Annotated in this window: 17 protein-coding genes; 8 read left to right on the forward strand and 9 right to left on the reverse strand. The window is 71.0% G+C overall.

Annotation, left to right across the window (positions count from 1 at the left end; all coding sequences use genetic code 11):
• Nucleotides 1-34 precede the first annotated feature (34 nt).
• The 4 genes from A7A76_RS24510 to A7A76_RS24525 form a co-directional block, all read right to left on the reverse strand.
• The gene (locus A7A76_RS24510; RefSeq protein WP_206413770.1) at nt 35-508 is read right to left on the reverse strand and encodes an SRPBCC family protein; all 474 of its coding nucleotides are present in this window, start codon (nt 506-508) and stop codon (nt 35-37) included.
• Between the two features lie 219 nt (nt 509-727).
• A complete protein-coding gene (locus tag A7A76_RS24515) occupies nt 728-1,273 on the reverse strand; it encodes a hypothetical protein (RefSeq protein WP_206413771.1) in 546 nt (181 codons plus the stop codon).
• 2 nt (nt 1,274-1,275) lie between these two features.
• Nucleotides 1,276-3,006, reverse strand: a complete 1,731-nt coding sequence (locus A7A76_RS24520) for a S8 family serine peptidase (protein ID WP_206413772.1) — start codon at nt 3,004-3,006, stop codon at nt 1,276-1,278.
• 247 nt (nt 3,007-3,253) lie between these two features.
• On the reverse strand, nt 3,254-4,645 hold the full coding sequence (locus A7A76_RS24525; RefSeq protein WP_206413773.1) for a serine protease: 1,392 nt from the start codon (nt 4,643-4,645) through the stop codon (nt 3,254-3,256).
• Between the two features lie 321 nt (nt 4,646-4,966).
• On the opposite strand from A7A76_RS24525, the gene A7A76_RS24530 reads away from it, so the two are divergent.
• The gene (locus tag A7A76_RS24530; protein ID WP_206413774.1) at nt 4,967-5,398 is read left to right on the forward strand and encodes a hypothetical protein; all 432 of its coding nucleotides are present in this window, start codon (nt 4,967-4,969) and stop codon (nt 5,396-5,398) included.
• Between the two features lie 188 nt (nt 5,399-5,586).
• On the opposite strand, the gene A7A76_RS24535 is transcribed toward A7A76_RS24530, so the two are convergent.
• Together A7A76_RS24535 and A7A76_RS26120 are read right to left on the reverse strand one after the other, a co-directional pair.
• Nucleotides 5,587-6,006: an H-NS family nucleoid-associated regulatory protein gene (locus tag A7A76_RS24535; RefSeq protein ID WP_206413775.1), complete on the reverse strand. Its 420-nt coding sequence runs from the start codon at nt 6,004-6,006 to the stop codon at nt 5,587-5,589.
• A 191-nt stretch (nt 6,007-6,197) separates the two neighbouring features.
• Nucleotides 6,198-6,482 carry an Imm8 family immunity protein gene (locus tag A7A76_RS26120; RefSeq protein WP_206413776.1) on the reverse strand — a complete coding sequence of 95 codons (285 nt, stop codon included), beginning with the start codon at nt 6,480-6,482 and terminating at the stop codon, nt 6,198-6,200.
• Here A7A76_RS26120 and A7A76_RS24545 point away from each other — a divergent pair.
• Nucleotides 6,481-6,702 carry a hypothetical protein gene (locus A7A76_RS24545; RefSeq protein WP_206413777.1) on the forward strand — a complete coding sequence of 74 codons (222 nt, stop codon included), beginning with the start codon at nt 6,481-6,483 and terminating at the stop codon, nt 6,700-6,702. The genes A7A76_RS26120 and A7A76_RS24545 overlap by 2 nt on opposite strands.
• A 264-nt stretch (nt 6,703-6,966) precedes the next feature.
• Nucleotides 6,967-7,308 carry a hypothetical protein gene (locus A7A76_RS24550; protein WP_206413778.1) on the forward strand — a complete coding sequence of 114 codons (342 nt, stop codon included), beginning with the start codon at nt 6,967-6,969 and terminating at the stop codon, nt 7,306-7,308.
• A 21-nt stretch (nt 7,309-7,329) separates the two neighbouring features.
• Here A7A76_RS24550 and A7A76_RS24555 read toward each other — a convergent pair whose 3' ends face one another.
• On the reverse strand, nt 7,330-7,686 hold the full coding sequence (locus tag A7A76_RS24555; RefSeq protein WP_206413779.1) for a hypothetical protein: 357 nt from the start codon (nt 7,684-7,686) through the stop codon (nt 7,330-7,332).
• A gap of 223 nt (nt 7,687-7,909) precedes the next feature.
• Between A7A76_RS24555 and A7A76_RS24560 the strand changes: the two genes are divergently transcribed.
• Both A7A76_RS24560 and A7A76_RS24565 read left to right on the forward strand, forming a co-directional pair.
• Nucleotides 7,910-8,962 (forward strand): AraC family transcriptional regulator, encoded by a 1,053-nt coding sequence (locus A7A76_RS24560; RefSeq protein ID WP_206413780.1) that lies wholly within the window; start codon nt 7,910-7,912, stop codon nt 8,960-8,962.
• A 91-nt stretch (nt 8,963-9,053) separates the two neighbouring features.
• Nucleotides 9,054-11,081 (forward strand): serine hydrolase domain-containing protein, encoded by a 2,028-nt coding sequence (locus A7A76_RS24565; protein WP_206413781.1) that lies wholly within the window; start codon nt 9,054-9,056, stop codon nt 11,079-11,081.
• Nucleotides 11,082-11,117: 36 nt separating this feature from the next.
• Here the strand turns inward: A7A76_RS24565 and A7A76_RS24570 are convergent, their stop codons facing one another.
• The gene (locus A7A76_RS24570) at nt 11,118-11,783 is read right to left on the reverse strand and encodes a glutathione S-transferase family protein (RefSeq protein ID WP_206413782.1); all 666 of its coding nucleotides are present in this window, start codon (nt 11,781-11,783) and stop codon (nt 11,118-11,120) included.
• Between the two features lie 213 nt (nt 11,784-11,996).
• On the opposite strand from A7A76_RS24570, the gene A7A76_RS24575 reads away from it, so the two are divergent.
• Nucleotides 11,997-12,608: a hypothetical protein gene (locus A7A76_RS24575; protein WP_206413783.1), complete on the forward strand. Its 612-nt coding sequence runs from the start codon at nt 11,997-11,999 to the stop codon at nt 12,606-12,608.
• 73 nt (nt 12,609-12,681) lie between these two features.
• On the opposite strand, the gene A7A76_RS24580 is transcribed toward A7A76_RS24575, so the two are convergent.
• Nucleotides 12,682-14,310 (reverse strand): hypothetical protein, encoded by a 1,629-nt coding sequence (locus A7A76_RS24580; RefSeq protein WP_206413784.1) that lies wholly within the window; start codon nt 14,308-14,310, stop codon nt 12,682-12,684.
• A 248-nt stretch (nt 14,311-14,558) separates the two neighbouring features.
• On the opposite strand from A7A76_RS24580, the gene A7A76_RS24585 reads away from it, so the two are divergent.
• Nucleotides 14,559-15,515, forward strand: coding sequence for a hypothetical protein (locus A7A76_RS24585; RefSeq protein ID WP_206413785.1), 957 nt, complete (start codon nt 14,559-14,561; stop codon nt 15,513-15,515).
• Between the two features lie 204 nt (nt 15,516-15,719).
• Complete coding sequence (locus A7A76_RS24590; protein ID WP_206413786.1) at nt 15,720-16,427, forward strand: PadR family transcriptional regulator; 708 nt, start codon at nt 15,720-15,722, stop codon at nt 16,425-16,427.
• Nucleotides 16,428-16,488 lie beyond the last annotated feature (61 nt).

Raw genomic sequence — 16,488 nt, forward strand, 5'->3', positions numbered from 1 at the left:
GCCGATTCTGTTTCGTCGCTCGATCGGCGGATCGTCATTTCAGGTAATGCGCTTTCTGCGCCGGATAGTAATCGCCGAACGACGGCAACGGTTTGCCCTCGCGAGCGGCGACGAGCATGTCGAGGTAGTACTCCCACCCCGGCCCGACTTCGCCGGCCATCGTCCTGTCGCTCAGCGCTTGTACGAAACGCAGCTGCGTTTCGGCGCCGATCTGAGTCAGTGTCAGCTCGATGCGCCAGTCGCCGTAATCGTCCTTCATGGCGACGACCAGACGGTGCGGCGCCGCGCATGCTTCGATCCGCACATCCGACCACGGCTGGCCTTTCTCGTGCAGCATCTGCAGCCGCACGACCTTGCCGGGCCCGGCCTCGCCTTCCCAGCGCCCGAACCAGAGCGCGGTCTTCTCGGGTTGGGTCACGCTGGCCCAGACCTCATCGACGGATGCGGCAAAGCTGCGTTCGATGATCAAGTCGTTGCCATCGAGATGGCCGGTGGGCTTGGGGCTCATGTCGTCTCTCCGCGGGGCTCGCAGATCCAGGCCGGACAAGGGCGGCTGTTCTGCGGCGATAGTACCCGCTCGCGAGACACGGCGAATCCGCAGCAGGCGCAGCGACTGCGCTCGGTCGAGACCGAGCGCTGCAATACGCCGCAAGCCGCGTCCTTGCGGCTCGGGCGAGCGCAGCTGCCGACCGTTCGTGCCGATACGGAGCCGCGCCACGGGGGAACGTCAATTCATCCGGTCTTCGCCCTGGATGATCTCGGGGCTGACTTCCTTCACTCCGGCCAGCGCCTGGATCTTGGCAATCGCCGCCATCGCGTCGGCGACCGAATCGAATTCGATCCGGCCGTTGCCGCCGGCCTTGGACGAGTTGATCAAGGTGCCGCCGCTGACGCGCGCCGCGTCCTGCAGCACGGCGACGTCGCTGTGGTAGACCTCGAGCGTGGACGTCACCACCACCGGCCGGCCGTCGTCGCTCATCGCGGCCGCCAGCTTGGTCTTCGGCGCCGCGGTCTTGGCCACCGCGCCGGTCTGCGCCGCCTTGGACCGCACGGCATAGGCGCCGACGCGGACTTCGTTGGCGTCGGCGGCCTTCCTGGCTTGCGTGCGGCTCACCACCGAATCCGGCACCAGGCGGAACTCGCTGTAGCCGATGCGGAAGGACGGGCCGGTCGCGGCCTGTTGCAGTTGCTCGCGCGCCGTGTCTTGCGATTGCGCGTGCGCGCTCGCGGCCATGGCCAGCAGGATCGGATAAACGAACATCGCGATTTTCATGATCAATGCCCCAGGACGCGAATCTTGAAGGACGCCAGCTTGCCCTTGGAGGCGGCGCCGGCGGCGAGCGGCACGTCGGCCAGTTCCAGGGTCCAGGTGCCCTGGCCGGACTCGTCGAGGAAGGCGTTGCTGGTGAAGAAGTCCGCGCGGAACGCGCTGGTGCTCAGCCGGGTCATGGCCGGGAACACGGTGCTGCGGGTTCCGCTCGGCGAGATCAGCGTGACCTGCACCGGGAACGGCGTGACGGCGTCGTTGCGATAGTCGGTCGACCAGCCCAGTTGCACGGATTCGACCTTGCGGATGCCGTTGCCGATGGCGATGCGCAGACGCGCCGGCGCGGCCGGGTTGCCGATCGCCACCGCGGCCTCGGGTTGCACCCGCTGCCAGCCCGAATCCACCAGGGGCGGCAGGTTCTTGAACTTGCCGGCCGCCTCCACCGCGAGCGTGGCGTCGACCAGGCCGTAGCCGAACCAGTTGCTGAAGCTGTGGCCGGCGGCGTTGCGGGTCCAGCCGGGAACCAGCACGGTTCCGTTCGCGTGCACCGCCGCCGGCTGGTCCGGATCGACCTTGCGCGCGGTCGTGGCCAGGATGTACTTGACGTCGCGATAGGTGAGCCTGGGATTGGCCTGCAGCACCAGCGCCACCACGCCGGAGACCGTCGGCGCCGCGGCCGAGGTGCCGTTCATGATGCCGGTGTAGTTGCAGCTGTCGTCGATGGTGGACGCGCTGGAATCCAGATCGTTGACCCGATCGAGGTTGAAGCTGGATTTGATGACGAAGTTGTTGTAGCCGCGGTCGCAGCCGACCAGGTCGGTCGTCGCGATCGCCGGCTCGTAGCGGTTCGACGCCAGGCCCGGCTGATGCTTGGCCTGGCGGCCGTATTCGCCGCCGAGCCCGGACACCCACAGGCTAGATCCCGGGCTCGAATAGCTCGAGCGTTTTCCGTTGGCGTTGACCGCGGCGATGGTCATGACGTTGAACAGGTTGTTGCGGTAGTCCAGCCCGGTCTGCTTGCAGCCGACATTGGCGTCGACGACCGCCTTGGGGCAGTCCGAAATGAAATCGTTGCCGGCGGATTTGACGTAGCTGATGCCGCGGCCTTCGCGGGTCTGCGACATCGGGCCCTCGTAGGAGGCGACGCTGTTCTCGGAGAACGTCTGCATCGTCGTCCCGCTGTAGCCCCAGCTGTTGTTGGACACGTCCTGGCGCTTGGCCTCGGCGCCGTCCCACCAGGCGTAAAAGATCTCGCCGGTGGACAGGCCGCAGAACAGGAAGCAGTCGCCGAATCCGTTGAAGCTCTTGAGCTGGGCGGACGGGGCCACGCCGCGCACGCCGATGCCGTTCCAGCCGACCGCCGCGATGATGCCCGCGACCGCGTTGCCGTGCGCGTTGCCGGCGTTGGTCGGGCTGGTGTCGTGGGTTTGGGTGTCGAAGTTCCACGAGCCGTCGGGCACCATGTTCGCGGCGAGATCGGGATGGGCGATGTCCACGCCGGAATCGAGCACGCCGACGACCACGCCCTTGCCGCGGATGTTGTAGTCGTGCAGGTCGTCGATGCCCAAATCGACGGCGAACGCCGGCTTGGTATCGGCCAGGACGCTCTGGCCGTAACTCATCAGATGCCATTGATAGCGGTACAAGGGATCGCCCTGTTGCGCCTGCGCGGCGCTGGCGGACAAGGCCAGCAGCGTCGCCAGACTCAGAATCGTCCGCTTGCGGTTGGATGGGTGCATATGCCTGCTCCTCGGGGTGGCGGGTGCGGCGAGCCGTCGCGGCGCAGCGTTCGCTCGCGCCGACACGGCTTGCGGATGCAGCGGCGCAGTCGCCGGTGGAAAATCGGTTGGTTGCCGCGGCGGTGCGTCGTGCCGGTTTCAGCGGCGCTGGCCTATCGCACCGGCGGTCGCATCGGCGACGGTCGCATCGGATACGCACCGATGCGACGCGTTACGCGGTACGCGACCGGGTCGCGCACCGGCGCGGTTACGGCGAGAAATACGCCTTGATGCTCGACCACACGCCATCGAGCTGCGAGTAGTAGTCCGGATCGCTGGGCGCGCTGCAGTACGAGGTGCCGCCGTACAGGCCGCCGCGCAACTGGTAGCCGCCGGTCGCGGAAATCGTGAACAGGCCCGAGCCCGACGAGCCGCCTTCGGTGACGCCGGTGGTCCAGGTAACCTTGGTCAGCGGTTTCTTGCCGTCGATCGTGCTGGACAGCGCGCTCACCGAGCCGAGCGAGTACTTCTTCAAGTCGCCGGACGGGTGGTGGATGCCTTCGATCGCGGTGCCGTTGGTCGAAATGGCGGAGCTGTTCCAGCCGGCGTAATAAGCGCCGCTGGGCGGAGCGGACTTGAGCTCGAGCAGCAGCGTGTCGCGGGTCGCGTGGCTGTACAGCAGGGTGGCGCCGCCGGTCAGGGTGACCGCCTTGTCGCTCAAGGTGTCGTTGTCGCAGCCGGTGGCGTCGTACAGCCAATAGGTCTGCAGCGTGTTCGCGACCTTCTGGGTCGAGATGCAGTGCGCTGCCGACCAGAACAACTGGCGCTTGGGCGAGTTCGAATTGTTGAGCAAGGTGCCCGAGCAGTAGCCGGTGTAGCCGGTCTTCGGGGTGAACACCATGCGCGCCACGGACTTGCTGGCCGACAGGAACTCGGCGCTGGGCTTGACCCGGCAAACGATGTCCTTTTCGCAGTAATCGCTGCTGCCGATGTCGCCGACGCCCTTGGCGAAGGACGGCTGCGAGGCGGAAGGGTCGACCTGCAGATGCGAGAACATCGGCGCGCTGAGGGTGTAGTCGCTGGGGCGCGCGGATTTGGGCAGGACGATTTCGACGGTGATGGTGTCGCCGGAGATCACCGGCGACCAGCCCATGTCGTCGCCGGCGAAGGCGCTGCCGTTGTCGGCGAAGATGCGGCCGTCGGCGCCGGCGAAGCGCAGCGTCACCTTCGACGGGTCGGCATGCGCGCCCTTCGCCGAGCCCAGGCGCAGGCCGGCGCGCAGCGCGGCCGCGGCGCTGGAGGTCAGGGTGAAGCGCGCGCCCTGGGCGCCGCCGGGCAGGGGTTCCCAATCCAGTCCGCCCAGGTCGATGCGCGCACGCGCCACCTTGCGCGGAAAGCCGATTTCCAGCGGCTGGCCGCGCTTGAAGCGGTCGTTCCTGCGCTTTTGCGCGTCGGCCAGGGTGGCCGAGTCGGGCGATGCGAGATCGACCGCGCGCAGCGCGCGGCGCTTGGCGCCGGTGACGAAGCTGTCGCCGCCGAAGGTCTTGGCGACCGGCGTGCCGGTCACCGGAGCGCCGCCCATTTCATCGGCTGCGGCGTTGCCGCCGAGCATCGAGATACCGCTGACCACCGCGATCAACAACGCGTTCTTGACGGACATTTGCGAACTCCTCGGATGGGGCCGGACACCGCGCCGGCCGATGGTTTCCCCGGCGTCGCGCGGGGACGGTTCGCGCCTGCGAGGGCCTCATGCCGAGAGCCGCAACGACGACGACAGCGGCAGTGTTGTCGAGCCGATCAGAGTGCGAGGCGCCGTGGAGTTAACATTTGGCGCGAAAAATGAGAGTGCGGCCACGGATCGAAAATGTGATATTTCGATAGACGCGACAACGAATTCGCGCGAAAACTCCCTACCTTTTCGCTGGTTTCGCGTTGCGGTCGGGAGCGCGTTCGAAGCGCGGGCCGGGCACGGGAGCAAGGCATGGGCGATGAAGCGGCGGGCGATGATCCGCGTCCGCTCTGGTTGTTGGCGGGCTTCCTGGCGGCGCCGCTCGCGCCGGCTTTCGTGCTGGCGGCGCGCAGCCCCGGCCTCGGCGTCGAGTCCGGCGACATGGCGTCCTGGCTTGCGGTCGCCGCGCTGTTGTATCTGCCGAGTTTCGTCGCGGTCGCCCTGGTCGGCGGCTTCGCGCTGGCGGCTGCGCATCGCCTGAAACGGGTGCGGTGGTGGTCCGGGCTGCTGGCCGGATCCGTCGCCGCGGCGCTGCTGAGCTGCCTGTTCGCCGGGTTCCGCGGGCTCGACGCGCGCTGGTTCATCGCCGATTCGACCGGCACGCTCGTGTGGGCCGCCTGCGGTGCGGCGGCTGGCTTGATCGTCTGGCTGGGGTGGCGGCTCAGCGGTATCGAAAAGCGCTGACAGCGGACGCTGGAGCGACCCGCGTCCGGCGAGCAGGGGCTTTCATGAGGTTGGCTTCATGAAGTTTGCGGCGGCGCTGTCTCGAGCCCGTCCGGACGGCGATGCCAGTGTCCAGGCGGGGCGCGGACTCGCGTCGCGGTTCGCCTTGGTTATGACAGCCGCCGATGTGCGTTTGCGCTTGTGCGCGCTCAGCCCTGCCTGACGATCTTCTTCTGGCCGATCGCGCCGCTCTTGCTCGCGGTGGGCCGGGCCAGGCCGGGAATCAGGAAGTCGGTGACGCTGCGGCCGTGCTTGGTCTTCTGCGCCAGCCACCGCGGCATCCGCCCGCGGCCCGACCAGGTGTTGCGCTTGTTGTCCGGATCGCGGTACTTCGGGGCGACCTTGCCGAGCTTGCGCCGCGAGCCGCGCTTCTTGCCGGAAACCTCGGCTGCCGGCAGATCGCCATAAAGCTCCTCGATCGTATAGCCGTGCTGGGCGGCGAGCGCGATGACCGCTTTACGCACCACGGCGACGGGGCGACGGCTGGATAGCAGCTGTTTCCGCTGTTCCGCGGCGTTCAGAAGGGAGGTCAGTTCGCGCAGGCTGAGCTTTTCGACATCGATATTCATGCCGCCAAGGGTCCGGCCCGGCCTAGCGACCTGTCAAGCGAAGCCGCCGTGGGACCGTGGGGCCGGGTTCGAGCGCCGGCATCGGTCGCCGCTCGGATCGGGGGATCGGCCTGATTCCGGCGTTGTTCGCGGGATTCCAGGGGCGCCGCCCCGCCGGCGTGGCTCGATGCGGTCGCCCGGACACAGGGGCGCTATCGGCGCTCGAGGCCCTCGTACTCCCAGAAGAATTTCGCGCGCAGGCAGTCCAGCGATTCGGCCCAGGTCGCTCGCTCGCAGCCGGCCACCCGCTCCGACAGCGAGTCGCGCAGCGACGGCCAGTGGTAGCGATCCAGCACCAGCATAGCGTCGATGCCGAGGCCGTTCCTGCGTTCGCTCTTCGCGTCGAGCCTCGCCTCGCCGTCTTCGCTGTTCCCTCGCCGCCGCCATTGCCGGGGTCTTGGCGCCGGCCGGCCCATCCAGAAGGAGCTTGGCATCATGAAGATTCAACATCGATCCAACCGCCTGAGCCTGCTCGCGGCCGCCGCTTTCGGCTTGGCCGCATCGCTGTCGGCGTTCGCCACCGAACCCACTTGCGAGAGCTGCCGGCTCGCCTATGTCGACTGCCTGAACTTCGCGGCGCCTCTGGGTTACGAGCGGTGCAACTACGAGTATGTGCAGTGCTCGGTGCATCTGGATTGCCCGATCTCGAACCTCTGAGCCGTGCCGCAGCTCGCGGCGGCGGACGGTTCCGCCGCCGCGAAACGCGAACGCGCTGCGCCGTTTCCTTTCGCGGACGTCCGGGTTCGAACGAACGGACCGCGCCCATGCGCGCCGGGTCGCAATTTGCTTGCGCAGCCTCCCCGAAAGTGCGGGCGACGCCGTCAGGCGCCACTAGGATGGCCGGGCAGCAACACGTCCGCGGCGATCCGCGCAGCAGCGCGCGCAGCCGTCCCATCGGTCCGAACTCTCGGGAGAATTCCAATGTCGAAAGCCAACTGCGCGATCGCGCTCGCCACCCTCGGCCTGGCCTTGTTCGCCTGCTCCACCGCCGCCAACGCGACGCTGGTGCAGACCATCCGCACCTTCGCCTTCAACTACCCCGGCGGCAGCCAGCAGCAGTACAGCGCGATGTGCGATCCCGGCGAGAAGGCGAGCGGCGGCGGCTATCAGATCAATTCGGGCTACAGCATCTTCATCTTCGCCAACGCGCCGGTGGTGGCGCCGAACGGCACCCAGGGCTGGACCTTGCGCTTCACCGGCGTGCCTTCGGGTTCGCCGACCATCGGCGGCACGGTCTATGCGATCTGCCTCAAGGAGCAGTGATCGCGGGTTTCGCCGGCGGGTTTACCGCGGGCTCGCGGCGGCCGTCGCATCGTCGGATGCGGGCCCGGCGTCGGCGGCGACCGGTTCGCCGCCGGCCGGCGGCGGCCGCAGCCCCGGCGATGCGACGAAATCGAGTTCGATCGCCAGGCCGTAACGGGCGAGCGCCGCCGCGGGGATATCGACGCCGCCGGCGCCGTGCCAGCGGAAGTGCACCAGCAGTTCGCCGTGCGCGCATTGCAGCGTCTGCAGCGACTCGATGTGGGGAATCGAACCCAGCGCGGCGCGCGCCAGTTCGTTGAGCGGGATCGGTTCCAGCGCCGCGCTGGGCGAGCGGCGGATCCTGGCGAGGATGTAGGTGGTCGAGGACAGCGGCGGCATGGGGCCATCGCAGCAGTTCGCCGCCGGCGGCACCACCGGCGCGGTGCGATTGTGCTTACGGCCTCAAGCATCCGCGCGTCCGGGCCGACGGCGCGCACGGGCGGCGCGTGCGCCGCGGCCGGATTCGGTGTGGACGAACGCCGACGCTGCGCGGCCCGCGCCCGCCGCGCGGCCGAGGTATTCTGCGCCGCAACGATTCTCCGCCGCGTCCCGTCCCGCCGCCATGATCGCTCCCTACCTGCTGTTCTTCTTCGCTGGCATAGGCGCGTTCAACGGCTGGGTGCTGGCTGCGTACCTGTGGTTGCGGCCGCCGGGCACGCCGGCGCAGCGCTGGCTGGCGGCGCTGGTGCTGGCGATCAGCATCCGCACCGGCAAGTCGGTGCTGTTCTATTTCTACCCGCAGATCTCCAAGTCGGTCCTGCAGGTGGGCCTGACCGCCTGCTTCCTGATCGGCCCCTGCCTGCTCGGCTTCGTGCGCGCCTGGGCCGACCCCGCGGGCGAGCGCACCCGCAACGACTGGCGCTTCGTCGCGGCGCTGCTGGCCGCGGCGGCGGCGTTCGGCGTGGCTTACCCCTATGCGAGCTATCCGCAATGGTGGAGCGCGGCGCCGGCCTGGCGGGCGGTGACCTACAGCTGGCTGGCCTGTCTGCTGGCGGCCGGCGCGGTCGGCCTGCGTGCGTTCCGCCGCGCGCCGCCGCCCGCGGCCGACGGGCTGACCCGCGGCCATGCCGCCGCGGTCGTGGCCGGCACTGCGGTCGTCTGGCTGGCCTACTTCACCGCGGGATTCACCTCCTACATCGTCGGCGCGCTGTCGTTCTCGCTGGTGCTGTACCTGGGCGTGATCGTGGTGCTGGCGCGGCGCAAGGCCGGCGCCGCGGCGGCCGCCGCCGAGCCTTACCAGGACCGCAAGATCACCCCGGACGAAGCGCAGGCGGCGCTGCAGTCGCTGCACCGGCTGATGGCGGCCGAGGCGCTGTACACCGATGCGCGCCTGAGCCTGGCCAAGGTCGCGCGCCGGCTCAACATGCCGCCGGCGCGGCTGTCGCAGCTGTTGAACGACAACCACAAGACCGCGTTCAAGGCCTACCTGATGCAACTGCGGGTCGACGCCGCCAAGCAGCGGCTGCGCGCGCCCGGCCAGGTGATGATGGAGCAGGTGGCCGAGGCGTCGGGCTTCCTGTCGATGTCGAGCTTCTACAGCAGCTTCAAGAAGCTGGAGGGCACCACGCCCGCGGCCTGGCGGCAGGCCCAGCTGCGCGCCGCGACCGACTCCTGAAACGGGTTCCCGGACTCCGCGAACGCGTGGCAAGACGCTGATCCTGAAGCGGTTTGCGCACAGTAGGCGGGTCCAGCCCACGGAGCCTTCGATGCCGCCATTCTCGCCCCAGCGCGCAGCGCGCTTGCCCTTCGCCACGTGGCTCAAGCGCTGCGCGTTCGCCGCCGCGCTGGCCTGCGTTCCCGCCGCCGCCTGGGCGCAGGCGGCGGCCGATGCTGCGACCGCAGCGCCGCCGGCCACCGAAATCGCGGGCCGGACGCCGTCCGGACACGGCTTCGTGCGGCCGCAAGACTGGACCCAATCGCGTCGCGGCAGCGCGGTGGTGCTGCAGGCGCCCGAAGGCGGTTCGTGGATCGCCCTGGTCGAGGTCGATGCCAGCGACGCGGCCGGCGCAGTGGCCCAGGCCTGGCAGCGCTATGCCGGCCGCGCGGCGCCGCAGCCGTCGATGACGCTGCCGCTGGCCAACCGCAACGGTTGGGTCGACGGCCGCAGCTACGTCTACCGCGCGGCGGGCGCCGAACCGCGCCAGCTCAGCGCGCAGGCGATGCGCAGCGGCCCGCGGTGGGTCGTGCGCATCGACGATCTGGCCAACGCGGTCGCCGGCAAGCGCCAGGCCGACTTGAACCTGATCCGCGACGAGTTCGTCCCGGCCGGCCATGTGCGGGAAAGTTTCGCCGGACGCAAGGCGCGGCGGCTGGATGCGGGCCGGATCGAGCAACTGAAGGCGTTCGTGCGCCGCTCGCAGCGCCTGCTCGGCGTGCCCGGCCTGTCGCTCGGCGTCGTGCAGGGCGGCAAGGTGGTCTACGCCGGCGGTTTCGGCGTGCGCGAAGCCGGCAAGCCGGAGTCGGTGGATGCCGACACGCTGTACCTGATCGCGTCCAACACCAAATCGCTGACCACCTTGATGCTGGCCACCCTGGTCGACGAAGGGCGCCTGCGCTGGGACACGCCGGTGGCCGAGGTCTGGCCCGGCTTCAGGCTCGCCGACCCGCAAGCGACCGCGCAGATGCGGATCAAGCATCTGTCCTGCGCCTGCGCCGGCCTGCCGTACCGCAACCTGGACTGGGAATTCGCGCGGCCCGGCGCGCCGGCCTCGATCGTGTTCGACATCCTCGCGCGCATGCGCCCCACCAGCGCGTTCGGCGCCAGCTACCAGTACACCAATCCGCCGGCCGCGGCCGCGGGCTATGTCGGCGCCCATGTCGCCTATCCCGACCTGGAGCTGGGCCAGGCCTACGACCGGGCGATGGCCGAGCGCGTGTTCGCGCCGCTGGGCATGGGGCGCACCACCTTCGACTTCGACCGCGCGATGCGCGGCAACTTCGCCCGCTCCCACGGCGTGGGGCTCGACGGCAGCCTGGAACCGATCGACCCGCGCCGCGACCGGCAGATGCACGCGGTGCGTCCGACCGGCGGCGCGTGGAGCAACGTCCACGACCTGCTCGCCTACGTGAAGCTGGAACTCAGCGGCGGCACGCTCGACGACGGCCAGCGCTTCATTTCCGAAGCGGCGCTGCGCGAGCGCTGGAAACCGCAGATCGCCACCGGCCGCAACGCCTGGTACGGGCTGGGCCTGGACACCGACGTTTCCAGCGGCACGCCGATGCTGTCGCACGGCGGCCGCCTGTACGGCCAGCGCAGCAACATGGCGTGGTGGCCCGAGCACGGCCTGGGCCTGGTGATCCTGACCAATGCCAGCACCGGCAACGTGTTGATGGACGCGTTGCCGCGCAAGCTGATGGAACTGGCGTTCGACGCGCAGTCCGAAGCCGACAGCATGGTCGCCGCGGCCGCGGCCGGCGAGCGCGAACAGCGCCGGGCGCGGCGGCGCGAGTGGAAATTTCCGGCCGACCCAGAGCAGGCCGCGACCCTGGCATCGCGCTATCGCAACGACCTGCTCGGCGAACTGCGCGTGCAGCGCAGCGACGGCGCGCTGCGTTTCGCGTTCGACGCCTGGGACATGCCGGTCGCCTCGCGCCTCAACGCCGACGGCGCGGTGGAATTCGCCGGCGCGATCGCCAGCCCGCCGTTTCCGTTCCTGGCTGGTCGCTCCGCGGCCGGACGCACGCTGACCTTGCGCGATGCGCAGAACGAGTATGTGTTCGTCGAGGTGCAGTAGCGACGCGGCCGGGCGCGCGCGTAGCCCTGTGCGGAACTAGGGCGCCGCTTCGGCAGCCGCCTGCGCCTGCAAGAACACCTCGCGCTGCGCCGCGAACGCGCGCTGGTAGGCCGGCCGCGCGGTGGCGCGGGCGACATAGGCGGCGAGGTTGGCGAACTCGTCGACGATGCCGGCGCTGCGCAGCCGCAGCAACACCGTGGTCATCAACAGATCGCCGGCGCTGAAACCGCCGTCGAGCCAGTCCGCGTCGCCGAGATGCCGCGACAGTTCGCCCAGCCGCCGGCGCACGCGTTCGTCCAGCATCGTCAGGCGTTGCGCGTACCAGCTCTGCTCGCGTTCGAACAGCCAGGCCATCGAGCGCTCGACGATCGGCGGCTCGACCGTGCTGAGCGCGGCGAACATCCAGGCGATGGCGCGCGCGCGCGCGTCGGCGTCGGCCGGCAGCAGGCCCGGGTGGCGTTCGGCCAGGTGCAGGAGGATCGCGCCGGATTCGAACAGCGCCAGGCCGTCTTCCTCGTAGGTGGGAATCTGCCCGAACGGATGCAGCGCCAGGTGCGCGGGCTGCTTCATCTCGGCGAACGACAGCAGGCGCACCTGGTAGGGCTGGCCGAGTTCTTCCAGCGCCCAGCGCACGCGCATGTCGCGGGCCAGTCCGGCGCCGCGGTCGGGCGAGCGTTCGAAGGCGGTGATGGTCGGGGTCATGGCGTCGGCTCCGGTCGAGGGTGGGTCGCGCTCGCGCGGCGCGGTTGTGGGGCGGCGGCGGGGCGGGCGAGGCGCTGCGCCGGCCTTCATGCGCTCGCCTTCGATGATCCGCCTTTCCTGGTTAGACGAACCGGCGGCGGCGAAATCGACACGCCGTCGTCCGGGCCGGTGCGTGGCGGGCGCGGCGTCATATCGGGCCGTTACCATGCGGCCATGCCCAAGCCTCCCGCGCTCGATTACGCCGACGGCCGCGTCGTCCACCTGCTGCCGCGGCTGGACCCGCCCGCGTCGGCGCGGCCGCCCGACGCGCTGGCGTTGCCGAGCCGGCTGGGCCCGGCCGGGCGGGCGTGGTTCGCGGTCGCCAACACGTTCGCGTCCGCGCTCGCGGCGTGGGGCATCTGCATCCTGTGGACGCACGCCACGCCGGGATGGTGGTTCGACCTGCTGTTCACGCTGATGCTCGCCGGCCTGGCGGCGGCGCTGTGGGCGCTGCGCGCCGCGTCGATCCGGCAGGCGCGGTTCGAGCGCGGGCTGCAGGCGCGCTGGCGCGAACTCGCGCCGGCCGCGGTCGCCACGGCCGGCCGCGTCGTCGGCCGCGATTGGGTGCTGGCCGAGGACGGCTCGGTCTCCTCGTTCGTGCTGACGGTGCAGGCCGGCGAAGGCGAAAGCGTGAGCGGTCTGTGGCAACCGGCGAACGCGCGCCAGTCGCTGCTGCAGGCGCAGGTGCCCGGCATCGGCGCGCCGGTGCGGATCTGGCGGGCGCCCGGCGCGCCGGCCGATGCGCCGCTGGCGATCGAAGTCGCCGATCCGTCGGTGGTGGAGTGATCCGCGCGTCAGCGCGTTCGAAGGCGGACGCCGGCCCGGCGCGCGCCGTCCGTGCGCGGCGCGGCGGCCGCGCCTAGCGGGTCCAGTGCGCGCCGCCGGGCCGCGAACAAAGATTGCAGGTCCGCGCGCACTGCTGGCTCATCAGCGTCTGGTAGAAGCTGCTGCTGCACAGCGACTCGCGGCCGCGGCAGCCCGGGGTCTTGTCTTCGCACGAGAGCGGCGCGCCGGACGGCAGCGACGCGGCGCCGCCGGGCGGGTATTGCGGGCAGCGGCTGCAGGTCTTCGGGCACTGGCTGGTCATCAAGGCGTAGTAGGCGGCGTTGTTGCACAGGTAGGCCATTTGCGGGCAGTCCGCACTCAAGTCCTGGCACGAGGACGGGGATTCCAGCCGCGCGGCCGCGCGATCGCGACCGATGGCGAGCGCCGCATCCGGCTGCGCGCGCGTGGCCGCCGCGAGCCGTTGCCCCGGCCCGATCCGGTACGCCTGCCGTTGCCCGGCCGCATTCGCGCTGGTGCCGACGATCCACAGGCCGTTGCGGCTGATCGCCGCGGGCGTGTTGGTGCGGCCGCCGAGCGTGCCGAGCTCGGCGATGGCCGCGGCCGGGCCCCAGGCGAAACCGACTTCCGCGCCCTGCGCGTTTTCGGCCGAGCCGATGATGCGGCCGTCGTCGGCGATCTGGCGCGCGTACACGGCGGCGCCGCCGAGCGTGCCCAGGTCGAGCGCGTCCTCGCTGGCCGGATCCTGGCTCGGCGCCCAGACGAAGCTGCGCGAACGCCCGGCGCTGTCGATGTAGTGGCCGGCGACGATGCCGGCCTGGTTGAGATCGACCGCGGACAGCTGCTGCCCCGCCGCCGCCTCGCGCGGCAGGCCGTGCAGCACCGCGGGCGCGGCCTGCGCGTCGTTCCAGCGCACCGCGGCGAGATCGCCGGCCGCGTCCTCGCAGGTGCCGGCGATCTGGCCGGCGGCGTTGACCGCGGCGGCCGTGCAATCGGCGCCGGCGGCGAGGGCCGGCAGCACGCTCACGCTGTAGCCGCCGAGCGCGTTCGGCGTCCACTGCACCGCGGCGACGCCGCCGCGGCGCAGCTCGCACTGGCCGACCGCGACCGGCGTCGGCGCGGGGCCCAGGGCGACGACGCTGCAGTCGGTCGCCGGTGACAGCAGCGGCGGCAGCAGGCCGGGCACCGGCAGCGCGGTGGCGGCGCGCTGTCCGCTCTTCCACACCACCGGCTGATCCTTGCCGCCGGGCGTGGTGCTGATGCCGGCGACGGCGCCGGCGGCATTGACGATCCAGGCTTCGGCGCGGTCGTCGCCGGTGCGCGCGTTGAGCACCTGCGGCCGTTGCGACGGCAACGACGGCGTCGGCCAGCGCACCGGCGTCTGTTCGCCGCTGTCGCCCCAGTCGCAATTGCCGCCGATCGCGCCGTCCGCGGCGATGCCGACCGCGCTGCACGCGCCGCCGTCGCGCAGCGCCGACAGCACCAGCGCGCCGGTGCCGGCGGCGGGCCAGTACACCGGCACGAAATCGCCGCCGCCGGTGCGGCAACTGCCGATCGCCGCGCCGCCGTCGTTGACGTCGATGGCGCGGCAGGTGCCGCCGCCGAGCGCGCCCAGCGCGGTGGGCGCGGCGAGGGCGGGGGCTGCGCACAGCGACAGCGCGAGCGCCGGGACGAAGAGCGGGACGAGGGACGACGGCGCGCGCATGGCGGACTCCGGTTCGGCACAAGGCGCTCGCCAGCCTCGGCGACGCGTTGCGCCCAGGCTACGCAACGGCGCGCGCGGTTCGGGCGGCGCGCGTCACAGCATGAGGGTCGGTGAGCGTGCGCGCGTGCCGGCGCCGACGCGCGACCGTCGGCGAGCCGCGGGCCGGGCGAGACTGCGTTCCTTTCGGCACGGTGGGCGCCGATCCGCGCGGGCTAAGCTGCCGGCAGCCGTTTCCGCCGGAGTCCGCCGTGATCAAGCCGCAGGGGTGGGTGTTGTCCATCGCGATCGCCGCGGCCGCCGCCGCGCCCGCGCAGGCGCGCATGCAGTACGCGCCGTTCGCGATGGTGGAGCATTTCGGCGACCGTCCCGTGGTGCAGGCGCGCATCGATGCGACGCCGATCGCGCTGCAAGTGCACTCCGGCGCGTCGGGCACGATCGAGATCACGCCGGAAGCGGCCGATGCGCTGGGCTATCGCGAGCGCACCGCATCGGGGCGCTACGGCATCGACCGCAGCGGCCACCTCGCCGCCGCCGGCGCCTCGCGCACCGTCTTGCGCCGTTTGAGCGTCGGGCCGAGCGCGCTCGCCGAGGTTCCCGCGTTCGTGCATGCGCTGCCGGGCGCGAAGGTCGAACTGCCCGGCGCCGGCGAAGCGGGCATGCTCGGGGTCGGCTGGTTGCGCAAGACCCGCGCGATCGTCGACTTCGACGGCAAGCGCATCGGCTTTCCCGACCAGGACGGCGACAGCGCCGCCGAGCGCGCGCGCCTGGTCGCGGCCGGCTACGCCGCGCTGCGCATGGTCTGGGACGAGAAGGAAGCGTGCTACCTGATCGATGCGAGCCTGGACGGCCATCCGGCGCGGCTGATCGTCAACACCGTGTCCAAGGGCTATCTGGATCTGCCGTCCGCGCGCGCGGCGAAACTGAAGTTCGGCGGCCGCACCGGCACCGCCGGCGGTCCGGGCGGCGCCAGCGTGCCGGTGCACAAGCCGCTCAAGCCGGTCGGCGTGCGCATCGGCGGCGTCGATTACGGCCGCATCCAGCCGCCGGCGTGGGACACCGGGGCGTATCTGTCGGCGGCCTCCGCCAAGGGCGGCGGGCCGATCCAGGGCGCGCTCGGCGCCACGTTCTGGATCGCGCAGAAGGCGTCGATCGACTTCGGCGACGGCTGGCTGCTGCTGGCTCCGCCCGCGCGCAGCGGCCGATAAGGCCGGCCGGCGCGCCCCGTCCGCAGGGGCGGCCCGATAACCCCGGATATACGAGCGTTCCATCGCCGGCTTGCCCTGAAGGGCAGGCCGGCGAGGCCGTGGGCGCGATCCGTCCCGTCCGACGAGCGGTCGTCCCGGGGCATTGATTTCATATCTTACGATATATATCGTAAAACACATCTTACGACATATCAGGACGCTCCCATGCGCCGTTTCTTCGTGTTCGGCTCCCACCGCGACTGCGACCGCGACGAGTCTTCGCGCTTCGACCGCTTCGCCGGCCACCCCTTCGCCCACTTCGGCGGCCACCACCCGCGCGGCGGCGGCCGCGGCGGGCGCCGCGGCGGTTTTCCCGGCGGCCCGGGCGGGCCCGGCTTCCCCGGCGGTTTCGACGACGGCGAAGGCTTCTCACGCGGCCGCAAGTTCTCGTCCGACGATCTGCAACTGCTGTTGCTGGCCCTGCTGGAGGACAAGCCCAGTCATGGCTATGAATTGATCAAGGCGCTGGAAACGCGCTCGAACGGTTTCTACAGCCCGAGCCCGGGCATGGTCTATCCGGCGCTGACCTACCTGGAAGAACTCGGCTACGTGACCGTCGAGCTGGAAGGCAACCGCAAGCGCTACGCGCTGGACGAGCCGGGCCGCGCGCATCTGCTCGCCCATCGCGAGCGCGTCGACACGATGCTGGCCAAGCTCAACCACATCGCGCGCAAGATGGATTCGGTGCGGCGCGCGCTGGCCGGCGAGGAGCCGGCCGACCCGAGCGAAGGCGGCTGGGTGCCGGAATTGATCCAGGCGCGGCGCGCGCTCAAGACCGCGCTGTTCCGCCGCGACGACGTGCCGGCCGACGAGCAGCGCCGGATCGCCGCGATCCTGCAGCGCGCGACCCGCGAGATCGAGGACGGCGCCTGATCGCCGCGGCCGCGATCGCCGCCACCGTCGCGGCGGCCGTCGCCGCGACGCAGCGCGGCGA

The sequence above is a fragment of the Lysobacter enzymogenes genome (assembly GCF_017168095.1).
Taxonomy (GTDB): domain Bacteria; phylum Pseudomonadota; class Gammaproteobacteria; order Xanthomonadales; family Xanthomonadaceae; genus Lysobacter; species Lysobacter enzymogenes_D.